The 13,931-nt window shown below is 62.6% G+C and carries 14 protein-coding genes; 6 read left to right on the top strand and 8 right to left on the bottom strand.

Going from position 1 to position 13,931, the window contains the following annotated elements:
* Positions 1 to 756: a hypothetical protein gene (locus AB8A33_RS05365; RefSeq protein WP_439091830.1), complete on the top strand. Its 756-nt coding sequence runs from the start codon at positions 1 to 3 to the stop codon at positions 754 to 756.
* A gap of 2 nt (positions 757 to 758) precedes the next feature.
* On the opposite strand, the gene AB8A33_RS05360 is transcribed toward AB8A33_RS05365, so the two are convergent.
* The 4 genes from AB8A33_RS05360 to fabI form a co-directional block, all read right to left on the bottom strand.
* Positions 759 to 1,949 carry an adenylate/guanylate cyclase domain-containing protein gene (locus AB8A33_RS05360; RefSeq protein ID WP_439095861.1) on the bottom strand — a complete coding sequence of 397 codons (1,191 nt, stop codon included), beginning with the start codon at positions 1,947 to 1,949 and terminating at the stop codon, positions 759 to 761.
* A gap of 52 nt (positions 1,950 to 2,001) precedes the next feature.
* Positions 2,002 to 3,087: a chorismate synthase gene (gene aroC, locus AB8A33_RS05355; RefSeq protein ID WP_439091829.1), complete on the bottom strand. Its 1,086-nt coding sequence runs from the start codon at positions 3,085 to 3,087 to the stop codon at positions 2,002 to 2,004.
* Between the two features lie 76 nt (positions 3,088 to 3,163).
* A complete protein-coding gene (locus AB8A33_RS05350) occupies positions 3,164 to 3,763 on the bottom strand; it encodes a histidine phosphatase family protein (protein WP_439091828.1) in 600 nt (199 codons plus the stop codon).
* A gap of 12 nt (positions 3,764 to 3,775) precedes the next feature.
* Positions 3,776 to 4,597 (bottom strand): enoyl-ACP reductase FabI, encoded by an 822-nt coding sequence (fabI, locus tag AB8A33_RS05345; protein WP_315843345.1) that lies wholly within the window; start codon positions 4,595 to 4,597, stop codon positions 3,776 to 3,778.
* A gap of 226 nt (positions 4,598 to 4,823) precedes the next feature.
* On the opposite strand from fabI, the gene AB8A33_RS05340 reads away from it, so the two are divergent.
* The gene (locus tag AB8A33_RS05340; RefSeq protein ID WP_089265487.1) at positions 4,824 to 5,312 is read left to right on the top strand and encodes an RNA polymerase sigma factor; all 489 of its coding nucleotides are present in this window, start codon (positions 4,824 to 4,826) and stop codon (positions 5,310 to 5,312) included.
* Positions 5,313 to 5,330: 18 nt separating this feature from the next.
* Complete coding sequence (locus tag AB8A33_RS05335) at positions 5,331 to 6,104, top strand: anti-sigma factor family protein (protein WP_439091827.1); 774 nt, start codon at positions 5,331 to 5,333, stop codon at positions 6,102 to 6,104.
* A gap of 25 nt (positions 6,105 to 6,129) precedes the next feature.
* On the opposite strand, the gene AB8A33_RS05330 is transcribed toward AB8A33_RS05335, so the two are convergent.
* A complete protein-coding gene (locus AB8A33_RS05330) occupies positions 6,130 to 7,110 on the bottom strand; it encodes a DnaJ C-terminal domain-containing protein (protein ID WP_439091826.1) in 981 nt (326 codons plus the stop codon).
* Positions 7,111 to 7,277: 167 nt separating this feature from the next.
* Entirely contained in the window at positions 7,278 to 7,691 is a 414-nt protein-coding gene (locus AB8A33_RS05325) for an RT0821/Lpp0805 family surface protein (RefSeq protein WP_089265490.1), read from the bottom strand.
* Between the two features lie 122 nt (positions 7,692 to 7,813).
* On the opposite strand from AB8A33_RS05325, the gene pdxH reads away from it, so the two are divergent.
* Together pdxH and AB8A33_RS05315 are read left to right on the top strand one after the other, a co-directional pair.
* A complete protein-coding gene (gene pdxH, locus AB8A33_RS05320; RefSeq protein ID WP_439091825.1) occupies positions 7,814 to 8,464 on the top strand; it encodes a pyridoxamine 5'-phosphate oxidase in 651 nt (216 codons plus the stop codon).
* Positions 8,465 to 8,529: 65 nt separating this feature from the next.
* Positions 8,530 to 9,249: an SDR family NAD(P)-dependent oxidoreductase gene (locus AB8A33_RS05315; protein ID WP_089265492.1), complete on the top strand. Its 720-nt coding sequence runs from the start codon at positions 8,530 to 8,532 to the stop codon at positions 9,247 to 9,249.
* A gap of 1,154 nt (positions 9,250 to 10,403) precedes the next feature.
* Here AB8A33_RS05315 and AB8A33_RS05310 read toward each other — a convergent pair.
* Complete coding sequence (locus AB8A33_RS05310; protein WP_231079669.1) at positions 10,404 to 11,384, bottom strand: magnesium transporter CorA family protein; 981 nt, start codon at positions 11,382 to 11,384, stop codon at positions 10,404 to 10,406.
* Positions 11,385 to 11,826: 442 nt separating this feature from the next.
* On the opposite strand from AB8A33_RS05310, the gene AB8A33_RS05305 reads away from it, so the two are divergent.
* On the top strand, positions 11,827 to 12,513 hold the full coding sequence (locus AB8A33_RS05305) for a L,D-transpeptidase (RefSeq protein WP_439091824.1): 687 nt from the start codon (positions 11,827 to 11,829) through the stop codon (positions 12,511 to 12,513).
* Positions 12,514 to 12,785: 272 nt separating this feature from the next.
* Here AB8A33_RS05305 and AB8A33_RS05300 read toward each other — a convergent pair whose 3' ends face one another.
* Entirely contained in the window at positions 12,786 to 13,871 is a 1,086-nt protein-coding gene (locus AB8A33_RS05300; RefSeq protein ID WP_439091823.1) for an extensin-like domain-containing protein, read from the bottom strand.
* Positions 13,872 to 13,931 lie beyond the last annotated feature (60 nt).

Here is a 13,931-nt window from a genome sequence, read left to right as displayed (position 1 = left end):
ATGTCGATTGCACTCCGCAAGCAATATGTATCCCGGCCGGAATTGTCGTTCGGGCCTTTGCGCTTCATCGAATGCCTGCCTTGGCTCGTGCTGGCAGCGGGAATGCGCGTGATCGCGTTCAGCGGTGGCGTTATCGCCTTGCCGGCCATCTTCGTCGCCACGGTTGCCGTTCTTCTCGCGTTTCAGGTGACCGCACGGCGGTCGATCGAGCTTGCCGACGGCAAGACCCATCTCGGAGCGATGACGTTCCAGGATGAATTCCGACTATCGCTGCGCATTCTGGTGCGTATCGGCGCGCTGATGCTGGCAGCAAGCGTGATCTCTGTATCACTCGGGATCTCGCCGCTGGACCTGAACTTCATGGGCGGCATCGATGGCATGGCGTTCGATCAGCCGACGGCGGTCGGAAAGATCTGGAATGCCTCCATCGCCACGCTGATCTTGCTGATGATCGTCGGTGTCGAACGCCATGACAACAGGGTTCGTTTCTTCGCGGCTTGCCGTGAATTCGCCAGGCGAAGCGCCTGGCTCGGCGTGGGCCTTCTGGCCCTGACCGCCGCCTATTTCGGCCTCGGTTTTGTCCAGGGTCTCGTTCGCAACGCGATTGCGATCTACGGGCAAGCGCCGACGACGAACACCTTCATCCGAAACCTGATCTTCTTCGTCTTTATCTTCGGCTTCGCGATGCTGCGGCTTTGGGTGACCCTGATGATCCTGACCGCGGCTCTCAAGCAATCCCATCTGCGGGGCGACTGATCTCAGCCGGCGACTGCGGTTTCATCGGCCAGCCCATAGACGCGCTCCGCCTTCGCGAAGCCAGCGATGGGAAATTCGCCGAGATCGGTCCAGTCCGTCGTCGTTGCGTCGGCGAAGGTCGCGGACGCGACCACCGTCCGATGCAGCTTGCCCGCGATCTTCTCCAGACGTGCGGCGAGATTCACGGCGGGGCCGATGCAGGTGAAGTCGAGCCGGTTGCCGCCGCCGATATTGCCGTAAAGTACCTTGCCGACATGCAGTGCCAGACCGAAGCGAAAGCGCTCTTCAGCACCTGCCGCATCCGACCAGCGCAACGCTTCAACGGCAGTGCTGGCTTCACGCGCCGCCTCCAGCGCGTGACCGCACACCATCGAACGGTCCGCATCGTCCTCGGCAATGGGAAACACGGCCAGCAGGCCATCGCCCATGAATTTGAGCACTTCGCCGCCATGCTTGAGGATCGCAGGCACCTGACAATCGAAGTAACGGTTGAGAATCTCGACGACGCTTTCCGGCGGCAGCCGGTCCGACAGCGCCGTAAAGCCGCGCAGATCCGACAACCAGATCGCTGCGCGCATGGTCTCGGTATGGCCGCGCCGGATCTGACCACCGAGAATACGTCCGCCAGCGCGATTGCCCACATAGGTATCGAGCAGTGTCACCGTCACTCGTCGTATGCCGATGACCTCGATCAACCGCGCCAATGTCGGCAGCACCGTTTTCAAGGCGGCTAGCTGCTCATCCGTGAAACCGCCGGGCTGCTTCGTGGTCCAGCTTGACGCGTGGAGCATGTTGTCGACGAAGGTGAGCGGGATCGCGATGTAGTCGGTAACGCCTTCGGCGCGCATATCGTCGAAAAAAGGAAAGGGTGTGGTTGATGGCTCATGAAGTCGGCTGCGGACCTCAACACCTTCACGGAAGACCAGCGCAAGCGGACTGCTGAGGAATTCAGGCGCCTCCTGAATGTCGAAATCAACCGAGCTGAGGACTACCCCGGTCTCCGGACGCCAGATGAAATTGCGGCCGAAGATTTCCGGATGCAGGGTGCGGATGAAGATGCCCACGCGGTACAGCGGCAGCCCCGCAGCGACAAGCCGCTCGCAACATTCCGCCATCATGCGCGATGGCGTCGGCGCGGATCGCGCACCGTCACTGAGCCAGTCGATGATCTCTCTGAGCTTGTCGGGCAACACGGCTGGCACTTTCAAACTTGCGCAAACGCGGGTTGCGGTCAGTCATTCAAGTCTAACCGACCTGCCCGCGATGCCTAATGAAATGATCGGCGAGCACACAAGCGGCCATGGCTTCGGCCACCGGCACGGCACGGATGCCGACGCACGGATCATGGCGGCCTTTGGTCAGGATATCCGTGTCGGCGCCGTTGCGATCGACGGTCTTGCGCGGCGACAGGATCGACGAAGTCGGCTTCACCGCGAAACGCGCCACGACCGGCTGGCCTGTGGAAATGCCGCCGAGGATACCCCCGGCATGATTGGAGAGGAATGACGGGCCGTGATTGGTCATGCGCATCTCGTCGGCATTGTCTTCCCCGGACAATTCCGCCGCACCGAAACCGTCACCGATCTCGACGCCCTTCACCGCATTGATGCTCATCAGCGCCGCTGCCAGATCGCCATCGAGCTTGGCGTAAATGGGCGCGCCCAAACCCGCCGGCACGCCGTCGGCGACCACCTCGATCACCGCGCCGATCGACGAGCCGGATTTCCGGATACCGTCGAGATAGCCCTCGAAGAACGCGGCCTTGTCCTTGTCCGGGCAGAAAAATGGATTGCGCGCAACCTCGTCCCAGTCCCAGTTGCGGCGGTCGATCTTGTGCGGCCCCATCTGCACCAGCGCCGCGCGCACGGTCATGCCGGGAATGATTTTTCGCGCGATCGCGCCGGCCGCGACACGCGTCGCCGTCTCGCGGGCCGACGAACGGCCGCCGCCGCGATAATCGCGCAACCCGTATTTGGCTTCATAGGTGAAGTCGGCATGGCCTGGCCGAAACTTGTCCTTGATCTCCGAATAGTCCTTCGAGCGCTGGTCGGTATTCTCGATCAAGAGCGCGATCGGCGTCCCCGTCGTGACCTGCACACCGGTTTCCGGATGCGCCATGACCCCGGACAGGATCTTGACCGCGTCAGCTTCCTGCCGTTGCGTGGTAAAGCGCGACTGGCCGGGACGGCGGCGATCCAGATCGGCCTGGATCTCGGCCACATCCAGCGGGATCAGCGGCGGACAGCCATCGACCACGCAGCCGATCGCCACCCCGTGGCTCTCGCCAAAGGTCGTGACGCGGAACATGTGGCCGAAGGTGTTGTGGGACATGGGGCGCTCGCTGATTGAGCAGATGTCGTAACGCGGGCCGTCCGAGGGGTCAAATCGCCCCGGTCGGCCGAAATGCTTAACTAAACTTATCCATCCCGTCGGCGTTGAACACGTAGACCGCGCCCTGCTGGATCGGCAGCTCACTGACGCCGTCCGGCGTCTCAAAGCCCAGCGCCACCATCAGCGCACGCGCCGTGCCGCCATGCGCCACCGCGACGGTATCGCCCGTGAGGCCGTCAACCCATTCACGCATCCGAAGCTGCACTTCGGCATAGCTTTCGCCGCCCGGCGCCGGCAGGCTCCATTTGTCCAGAAGACGCGCCGCAAAGATGTCGGGATGCGCAGCTTCCTGCTCGGCCAGCGTAAATCCTTCCCAGTGGCCGAAGCCGATCTCACGCAGACGATCGTCGAGGCCGTAGTCGTCATGCGGCAAATCGAGCTTGCCGCGCACCAGTTCCATGGTGTTGCGCGCGCGGCCGAGCGGACTGGAGACGAATGCGACATCGCCGCTAGTGCGCCCGTCCCGTGCCAGAATATCCCTCAGCACGGTGCCGGCATGTGCCGCCTGCTCACGACCGAGATCGTTGAGCGGAATGTCCTTCGAGCCCTGAAAGCGACCGGCGGCGTTCCACTCGGTCTGGCCGTGGCGAATATAATAGATGGTTGGCTTCGGCATGGACGTCAGCAATCAGTCCTTGCCGCCCATGCTGATGTCCGGCGCATCCGGCACCTTGGTGCCGAGCACGTGATAGCCGGCATCGACGTGATGCACTTCACCGGTCACGCCGGTGGACATATCGGACAGGAAATACACCGCGCTCTGGCCAACTTCGTCGATGGAAACGTTCTTGCGCAGCGGCGCGTTGACCTCGTTGTATTTCAGCAGATAGCGGGAGTCGGCAATCCCTGCGAAGGCCAGCGTCTTGATCGGGCCGGCAGAGATCGCATTGACGCGGATGCCCTTCACGCCCAGGTCAGCCGCCAGATAGCGCACGCTGGCTTCCAGCGCAGCCTTGGCGACACCCATCACATTGTAGTTCGGCATCCACTTCTCGGCGCCGTAATAAGTCAGCGTAACGATGGAGCCGCCTTCGGTCATCAACTTCTCGGCGCGCTGTGCGATGGCCGTCAGCGAGTAGCAGGAGATCAGCATGCTCTTGCTGAAATTCTCGGCCGATGTGTCGACATAGCGACCTTCGAGCTCGTCCTTGTCCGAGAAGGCGATGGCGTGGACGACAAAATCGATCTTGCCCCATTTTTCCTTCACCCGGTCGAATACCGCATCGATGGTGGCTGCGTCGGTGACGTCGCAATGGCCCAGCAGCTCGGCGCCAAGTTCCGCCGCCAGCGGCTCGACGCGCTTCTTCAGCGCATCGCCCTGATAGGTCAGCGCAATCTCCGCGCCCTGCGCCTGGCACGCCTTGGCGATGCCCCAGGCGATGGAGCGGTTGTTGGCGACGCCCAGAATGACACCGCGCTTGCCCTTCATCAGGCCTGAAACTTCACTCATATCGCATCCTGTTTTGCTTGGCTGATAACTTGGCAGTCCATGCCAATCTGGCCTTGGGGGTACACCAGCACTTGCGTCCGGTACAGCCCAAAAGCCCGGTTATGCGGCTGTTTACCGTCCGGGCCTAACGCCGGAATAGACGATCCGCCAAGGTGTTATGATAGATGCGGCGCAATTGCGGACCGCCCAAGATACCGTCAGGATTGCAACGGATGGCACGAGCCCCATGAGCGCCTTTCGCGAGAGCGTTGAGAGCATGATTCCGGCGCTGCGCCGCTACGCGCGGGCGCTGGCGCGTGACACCGACATTGCCGACGACCTGGTGCAGGACACGCTGGTGCGCGCGCTGCGCTCGGAGAAGTTGTTCATCGGCGGCGATCTCAGAAGCTGGCTCTATACGATCCTGACCAATCTGAACCGCAACCGCCGCCGGTCGCTGGCACGCAAACCAGTCTTTACCGAGCTGTTCGACAACAATCCGGATGCCAGCGGGACCGAAGCCGAAGGGCGCGACATCTCGCGCGCCCTTGCCGCCCTCGTCGAAGAGCAGCGCTCGGTGCTGCTGCTCGTGATGCTCGAAGGTCTGAGCTACCGCGAAGTCGCCGACATCCAGGGCGTGCCGATTGGCACCGTGATGTCGCGCCTCGCGCGCGCCCGCGCCCATGTCAAAGCCTATCTCGACGGCGAGCGCCCGGCGCTGCGCGCGGTCAAATGATTTAAAGGGAAGACGATAATGACCGGACCGAATATTCCCGTGACCGAAGACGAATTGCACGCCTTCGTCGACAATGAATTGCCGGCCGAGCGCCGCGCCGATGTCGAGGCATGGCTCGCGACACATCCAGACGATGCCGAGCGCGTCGCATCGTGGCACGCGATGGCCGAGCTGCTGCATGCACGCTACGATGCTATTGCCGACGAGGCCGTGCCGCAGCGACTGGAAATCGAGCGACTGGTTCAGCAGCCGCGGCGCTGGATCTACGGCGCCGTTGCGGCCACGCTGGTCGCCTTCATCGCAGGTGGGAGCGCGGGCTGGGTCGCACGCGGCGCTGCGGCTGCGCCATCGATCTTCCGGAATTTCACGGTGGATGCGCTCGATGCGCACCGGACCTATGTGGTCGAAGTGCGCCATCCCGTCGAGGTCGCAGCCAATGAGCGCGCGCATCTACAGCAGTGGCTGTCCAAGCGCGTCGGTTATGAGATCAAGGCGCCTGAACTCGATGCAGCCGGATTGAAGCTGGTCGGCGGACGACTGCTGCCCGGCCCCGAAGCGCCTGCGGCCTTCTTCATGTATGAAAGCCCGTCGGGCGAACGCTACACGCTGTACACATCGCGGGCGGCGAAGGCTGACCCGACCCAGATGCGCTATGCCGCGCAGGACAAGGATGGCGCCATGTTCTGGGCCGACAAGGGCGTCGGCTATGTCGTATCAGGCCCGACCGACAAGGACCGACTCAATCAGGTCGCGCGCCAGATCTACGATCAGACGGAGAAGGTGGGGGGATGAGACAGCGAGCTGATCGCTGCTCGCATCACCCCAGATCGCTACGCGGATGATACGGGTGCCCGTCGCGCCACTTCTCCATCAGGGCTTCCAGCGCGGCGTCGTGACCGTCCGGCAGCATGATCCTGATGGTGAAGTAGAGATCACCCGCGGCACCTCCGGCCAGCGGCAGGCCCTTGCCCTTCAGGCGAAACACCCGTCCGCTCGACGTGTTCTTCGGAATTGAAAGCTCCACGGCACCGGTGAGTGTCGGTGCGCGCACCTTGGCCCCAAGCACGGCTTCGTAGAGCGTGATCGGCAGATCGACGCGCAGGTCGTTGCCATCCACCTTGAAGTGAGCGTGGGGCGCGATGGTGACCGTGATCATCAGATCGCCGGGACGATGTCCTGGCGCGGTTTCGCCCTGGCCGCGGAGCCGGATCTGCTGGCCCGTCGTGACGCCGGCCGGTATCTTGACGTCCAATTCCTTGCCCGACGGCAGACGCACACGCTTCTCGGCGCCCTTCACGGACTCTTCCAGCGTCACCGTCATGGCGACGTTGAGATCCAGATCGGGCATCCCGCCGGCATAGCCGCCGCTGTCGAATTCAAAGCCCTGCGCACCCGGCCGCGCGCCGCGCGGGCTGGCGCCACCGAACATGCTGTTGAGGATGTCCTCGAAACCGCCACCGGCACCGGCACCGCCGGGAAAACCCTGCTGCGCACCGGGACCACCGCGGAAGGCGTGCTCGAAGCCGCGCTGCGACGCGCCGGCGCGGCCACCGCCCGGAAATCCCTGGAAGCGTGCTTTACCCTCGGCATCAATCTCGCCGCGGTCGAACTGCTTGCGCTTGTCCTCGTCGCCGATGATCTCGTTGGCCGCATTCAATTCCGAAAACCGGTCGGCGGCTTTCGGATCGTCCTTGTTGCTGTCGGGATGATGCTTCTTGGCGAGCTTGCGATAGGCACTCTTGATCGCCGCAGCGCTGGCGCCCCGCTGCACCCCCAAGACCTCATAGGGGTCGCGCATCCGTCGTCTCTCCTTCAGATAACTAAAAGGCGGGCAATCTGCCCGCATGTTGGATTTGCCGGCCGAAACCCGCCTTGTTGGTTGGCGGGCAACTGCCCTACTGCTTCTTCATCTGGTGACTTCGTGTCATTTTTGCAACTCGGCCGCAAGCGGCCGGCCGGCGAAAACTAGCTCCGTTTCCACGGCTTCAGCGTATGCACGTCCCAGCTGCCGCGGTCACCCTTACAGGCCGCACCTTGCATCCAGCTTTCGCTGGTGCCGTTAACATAGCTGGCCAGAAAATCCCTGCAGGTGCGACCTTCCGCGACATAGGCACTGGACAAAGGCGTCACCGACCCGCGCGCCCCGGTCGATGGGTTTTCCCACGGCTGGCTGGAATCCTTGCTGCCCTTGGTGAGGACATCGGAGGCCGCAGTGCGCGTCAGGACAAGATCGGCTTCCGTGGGCTCATAATTGGTGGCCTGAACCGATGCCGGCGAAATGGAGCCGGTGACATCGCCGCCCTCCATCCTGGCCAGCGCAGACTCGTTTCGGCCCATACTGCAACCGCCGAGGGTGCTGCCGATAAGAATTGCTGTCAAAGCCGCACCGAGCGGGCAGATGGCCGATAGGCCAATGCGTTGCCGTATCCTATATAGGTCTTGCCTATGCAGGGGCAGCAGCAAGCTCTCTACAACAGGCCAACGCAAGCGGAACTCCGGACATGACCGACACGACCTCCCCCATCAAAGACTCAACTCCGTTAACGTCAGGTGATTTTACGGCCGCTGCGGAACCATTTGCGCTGTTTTCCGAGTGGTTTACCGAGGCAAGGGCCTCAGAACCCAACGATCCGAACGCGATGGCGCTGGCCACCGTCGACGCCGACGGCCTGCCGGACGTCCGCATGGTGCTGATGAAGGGCTATGACACCGACGGTTTCGTGTTCTACAGCCACATTGCCAGCCAGAAGGGTCAGGAGCTCGCCGCCAATCCCAAGGCCGCGCTGCTGTTTCACTGGAAGTCGCTGCGCCGGCAGGTCCGCATTCGCGGTCCTGTCACATCAGTGACCGATGCCGAGGCCGACGAGTATTTTGCGACCCGCCCCAAACAGGCGCAGATCGGCGCCTGGGCGAGCAAACAGTCACAGCCGCTGGAAAGCCGCTTTGCGTTCGAACAGGCCATCGCCAAGGAAGGCGCCAAGCACCTGATCGGCGCCGTTCCGCGTCCGCCAGGTTGGAGCGGATGGCGCATCACGCCTGTTCGTTTCGAATTCTGGCACGACCGGCCGTTCCGCCTGCACGACCGCATCGAATTCCGCCGCGACACCGCGGCAGCAGATACGTCCTGGTCCAAGGTGAGACTGTATCCGTGAACGCCGACAACGAGACGAGAACCAGACACGTGAACCATCCAGGATCGAACGCGCCCAAGCGCACCATGCTGCTGACCGGCGCGAGCCGCGGCATCGGTCATGCCACCGTGATGCGCTTTTCCAGTGCCGGCTGGCGTGTGCTGACCTGTTCGCGGCATCCGTTTCCGGAAGTCTGCCCATGGGATGCCGGCCCCGAAGATCACATCCAGGTCGATCTCGCCGATCATGACGACACTGTCCGCGCCATCGACGACATCAAGGAACGGCTGAACGGCGGCGCGCTGCATGCGCTGGTGAACAATGCCGCGATCTCGCCCAAGGCCGAAGGCGGCGCGCGCATGGGCTCCATCGATACTGACGTCGCAACCTGGAGCCACGTCTTCAACGTCAATTTTTTCGCGCCGATCATGATGGCCCGCGGGCTGATCGAACAGTTGAAGGCGGCCAAAGGCTCGGTGGTGAATGTCACCTCGATCGCCGGCTCGCGCGTGCACCCGTTTGCCGGCGCGGCCTATGCCACATCGAAAGCGGCGCTGGCGTCGCTGACCCGCGAAATGGCGTCGGATTTCGGCCGCCTCGGCATCCGCGTCAACGCTATTGCGCCGGGCGAGATCGACACCTCGATCCTGTCGCCGGGCACCCAGACTATCGTCGATCAGCAGATCCCGCTGCATCGGCTCGGCACGCCCGACGAAGTCGCCAAGATCATCTATGTGCTGTGTACGGAAACGAGTTCATACGTGAACGGCGCCGAAATCCACATTAATGGCGGCCAGCACGTCTGATCAGCGATAACAGGTGAGGAATAGTCATGCTGAGGACCGCGCCATTCTGGCGCTCCCCAAGACACGCGGGACTTTCTAGTCCGCGTAAAACTTCCGCGGCATCGGCGCAGCCGCGCTGATCCCGGCGCTGGAACAATCGTCTTCGGATTCGCCGTCCATCAACCCTGCGCCGCAATGCCGACAGGTTCGCGCAGAGATTGTCTGAGCTCTGCCGGCCATGCGCGCCTGTTGATAGGACCTGAGATCGACGACGTTCCGTCCCGATGTTTCTGTTTTGTCAACCATTGCTGTCCTCATCGCTTCTGACAGCGTTATGACAGCAACCATTAGCGCAACCGTTCAGCGGAACGCTCGAATTTTACCGGATAAATTGTGGCGGGAATCGCGCGAAGCCTATGATCATTGGGCTTTTCGAACACGCATCATGAATGCGTTTTGATAGTTGGAAAAAGATTCAGACATCCGCGCGTTTATGGTCCCGCGAGTGCATGCTCGGGGTTGTCTAAGCGGTGTCCCCTCCTGGAACATGAGGGGTGGCAGCGCGCCTGACGACGCGAAATGGTGGTAATTTTCGCGATCCGCTCCGCCGGAACGCCGGTAAGCTGCAATCGCGCAACGCCATCAGGCGCGCCACCGCGGCTTTTCTGTCCCCGGGGCCGTGCTTCCGGGTACTGGGCACGAGCATCGCGCCCGTCATCCGGCAGGCTTTCGCCCACCTTCGCCCGCACCCGTCCAGCCGCAAGCGGCAGAGCCCCGTAGTGGGCCCGGACGGCTACCCAAGGCCTCCCGAGTGCGCAGGGTACGTCACCCCACACCCGCAGGCGCCGCATCCTTGTTCCACTTCAAGACGCCTCTAGAAGCGCCCCTCATGAACAGGATTAACGGATAATAATCCTTGTAGGTATATTGTCAATGGTTGGCAGGAAAAAATGTTTGAACACGGCTATGCCGCTACCCACTCGTCATTCCGGGGCGCCGCCGGCACTTGCCGGACGTGAACCCGGAATCCCGATATGTTCGGCAAAACATGAGCAGATTCCGGGTTCACGTGCGCGAAGGCGCGCCCGTGCCCCCGGAATGACAGTCTCTCAAGCGTGGCCCGGAATGACAAATGAGAAGTCAACGCGTCTACACGCTTGTTGCTGCCGCTGTTCCTACAGCCACTTCTTCCACTTGAAGAACATGTAAGGCAGCACCGCCGCGAACAGCATCATGATCAGCGCCATGGGGTAACCGACATCCCATTGCAGTTCCGGCATCGCCTTGAAATTCATGCCGTAGACCGATGCGATGAGCGTTGGCGGCATCAACACCACAGCCATGACCGAGAACAGCTTGATGATGTTGTTCTGTTCGAGATTGACGACACCGAGCATCGCATCGAGCGTGAAGGTAATCTTGTTCGACAGATAGGAGGCGTGATCGGTCAGGGAGACCACGTCGCGCTGCATGGTCTTGAGCTGCGCGCGCATGTCCTTCGACCACTTCACGCCTTCCGCCTCGGCGGTGATGAAGGTGACGACGCGGCCGATCGAGACGAGGCTTTCACGCACTTTCGAGGTCAGGTCGCCCTTGCGACCGATGGTGATCAGGATTTCCGAATAGCGCTTGGCATGGCCGGTCCGCAGCGACTCATCCGGCTCGAAGATGTCGTGGCTGACCTGATCGACATCGGCGCCGACGCGTTCGAGAATGTCGGCGCAGCGATCGATCACCGCGTCGAGCAGTTCGAGCAGAGTGGTTTCACCATTGGCGCCGGCCGGCGCGTTGCGGCCAAGCTTCAGTTCGACGGACGCGAACGGGCGCGGTGTGTCGTAGCGCACAGTCACCAGCCGTTGCCGGGTGAGGATGAAGGTCACCGCCGTGATCCGCGGCGACTCGGTGTCGGAACCGCACATCAAGCTGGCGGTCATGTAGCGGGCGCCGTTCTCGATATAGAGACGGCTCGAGATCTCGATCTCCTGCATGTCTTCACGGGTCGGGATCTCGACCCCGGCCAGTTTCTCCACCGCCTTGTCCTCGGCCGGCGACGGCTTCACCATGTCGATCCACACCGCATTGTCCGGCAACGCCTCGAGATCGGTCGGCTCGGATTTCCTCAAGGCGTGGTCGGCAGGGGTGAAGACAGCGAGCATGGCAACTCCGGAAGATTGAAAAGGTGGGAAACTGCAATACGGACGATCCGGGCAGAATCGGCGGGGGCGACCGACCATGACCGACGCGGATGCAGCCGTCATGACAGCCTTTGTGCGGCGCGCCAACCCCGCGCGAACCCGGGAATTTTTCCCGCGAGATCACGCATTTTACGAGGCTCGATCTGACAAAATTGTCACGCGCGCATCACGGCTTCGCGAGGCGTTGCGGTTCTGCACAGGATTTGGCCGGAGGGTCGGAAATTCTGCGGCAAATATGACACAGGTTGTGCGCTGCATGATGCGCAGCGCATCTAACCGCTGGAATTGCAGCGGATTTCAGCGATAGTAGCTTTAACGGAATCGTGGCGTTCGAAGGCTATCTTGGGTGCGTTTCCTTGCACCAGCCTGTCTGAATCGGACCTCACGCAATTGGAACAATGACATGTCGCCGCTGAAAATTAAGCTTGGACTGATTGTCGCCGCCGGCCTGATGCTGTCGGGCTGCATGCAGACCGCCACGCAATTCCAGGCCGCTCCGGAAGCCAGCCTCAAGCCCGCGGACAAGGCACAGCTCGCCAAGGCGCGTTACGCGAAGGTGCAGCCGGCCGAGCCGTTCCGCCGCGCCATCGTCGATTTCCATCGCAAGGAACTGCCGGGTTCGATCGTGGTCGATTCCGACAATCATTACCTTTACTATGTTCAGGACGGCGGCAAGGCGATCCGCTATGGCGTGACCGTCGGCGAAGAAGCGCTGGCCTTCTCGGGTGTCGCGCGCGTCGGCAACATGGCTGAGTGGCCGAAGTGGACCCCGACCAAGGACATTCACGCCCGCATCGAAGGCCTGCCGGCCCAGGTGCCCGGCGGCGTCGACAATCCGCTCGGTGCCCGCGCCCTCTATCTCTATCAGGGCAACAAGGACACGCTGTTCCGCATTCACGGCACCAATCAGCCGGAATATATCGGCGCCTCGATCTCGTCGGGCTGCATCCGCATGACCAACGAAGACGTCATCGACCTCTACAGCCGCGTCAAGCCCGGCGCTGTGGTCGTCGTGCTTGAGCCGAAGGCCGGCGACTCGCCGTATAACTCGAAGCTGGCCCTGCAGGGCGGCGGCGGAACGCCGTACTGAGCCGACAGGGTTTTATCCGATTAAAAAAAGCGCCGGTTTTTCCGGCGCTTTTTTTTGTTTTGGACGAAATTGAAACGCAGACGCGAGTGGCCTCCCTCCCCCAAGCGAAGCGCAGTGGGGAGGGTCGGCCGATAGGCCCGGGGTGGGGTGCTTCCCCAAATGCTGTCGCGCGTGTGGCGCCCCACCCGTCACGTTTGTTCGCTGCGCTCTCAAACGCGCCACCCTCCCCACCGCGCGCGGCTCTGCGCGCTGGAGGGAGGGAGAAGAAAGCATCATCGCAAAAAGCTGAACGGCGATGGCGGCGCAGCGCGACGCTTCTTCGGCTTGGGTTTTGGCTTCGGCTTGGGCTGTTCCGGCACGGGCTCGGCTGCTTCCGGTTCGGGCTCCGCCGCTGCGGGCTGAGCTGTTGCAGGCTCAGCAGGCTTGGCGGCTTCAGTATTCGCCTCCCCCGGTTTTTCTTCCGCCACTTCGCGCGGCGGTGCCTCATCCGGACGTAGCGCCGGCATCAGCGGCGCAATGCGCGGCCATTCATCCCAGACGTCCCACTGACAGAGACGGTAATTGCCGCGCCGCTCGGCCATATCGAGATGGATGTGATCCTCGTGATAGCCGTCGGAGCCCGGCCCCAGCACGGTGGTGAACCGCGTGCAGACCGAATGCAGCACCGCCTCGCGCTGCTCGCGTGGCGTGTTGCGCTCGGTGAGCGCGATCGAGCGGCCATTGGCGAGTTTCAGCCCGCGCACGTCCAGCGCATTGGCGCGGCCATGCTCTGACAGTTTTGCACCGACGACACGGTTGCGACCGCGGCAATCGAAGGAGTCGAAATTATCAAGTTCGAGGAGCTTGGTGCCGAGGTTGGTCGCAAGCGGCGCCATGTCAGTACGGATCCATTCAGCCACGGCCGTTGCCATGGCGCAGCGCATCGTTCCCGCCGGCTTCAGCGGCACGCGCGTCTTGTCCGGCAGCACGACCGCTTCCAGCCGCACCATGTCGGGTCCGCCGCAGGCGCCCGGCCCCTTGATATCGGGAATACTCGGCGCAACGGCGATGGCATCGGTGAGCGCCAGGCGGCAGGCTGAAGGCGTCGGCGGCTCCGGCGGGCGCGCTTCGGCGGCGGGCTTCTCGGGCTCAGGGGACTGTTCGGACTTGGCGGGCTCCTCACCGGGCTTTTGCGCCGGCTCGGTCGCCGGCGCTTCTGCCGGTCGGGCCTTTGGCAGCGGCACACGCGATGTCGTCAGATAGGCCTGCGCCGGCGCGGCAACCAGCAGCAACGCCAGAACCGCTCCAATTGTCCTTTGGTCGCAGCCGGATAGGCCAAAAGTCCATTTCCGGGCCGCTTTCCCCGCGCTAAACTTCATGCCAAGACCTAAAGCAAGAACACGGTCGAAGTTCCCCGGCAACGATCGGGGAGCCGGCAC

This window comes from Tardiphaga sp. 813_E8_N1_3 (assembly GCF_051811025.1).
In the GTDB taxonomy this organism is placed as follows: Bacteria; Pseudomonadota; Alphaproteobacteria; order Rhizobiales; family Xanthobacteraceae; genus Tardiphaga.
The sequence above is the reverse complement of the archived record's forward strand: the minus strand, read 5'-3'. Positions and strand labels throughout refer to the sequence as shown.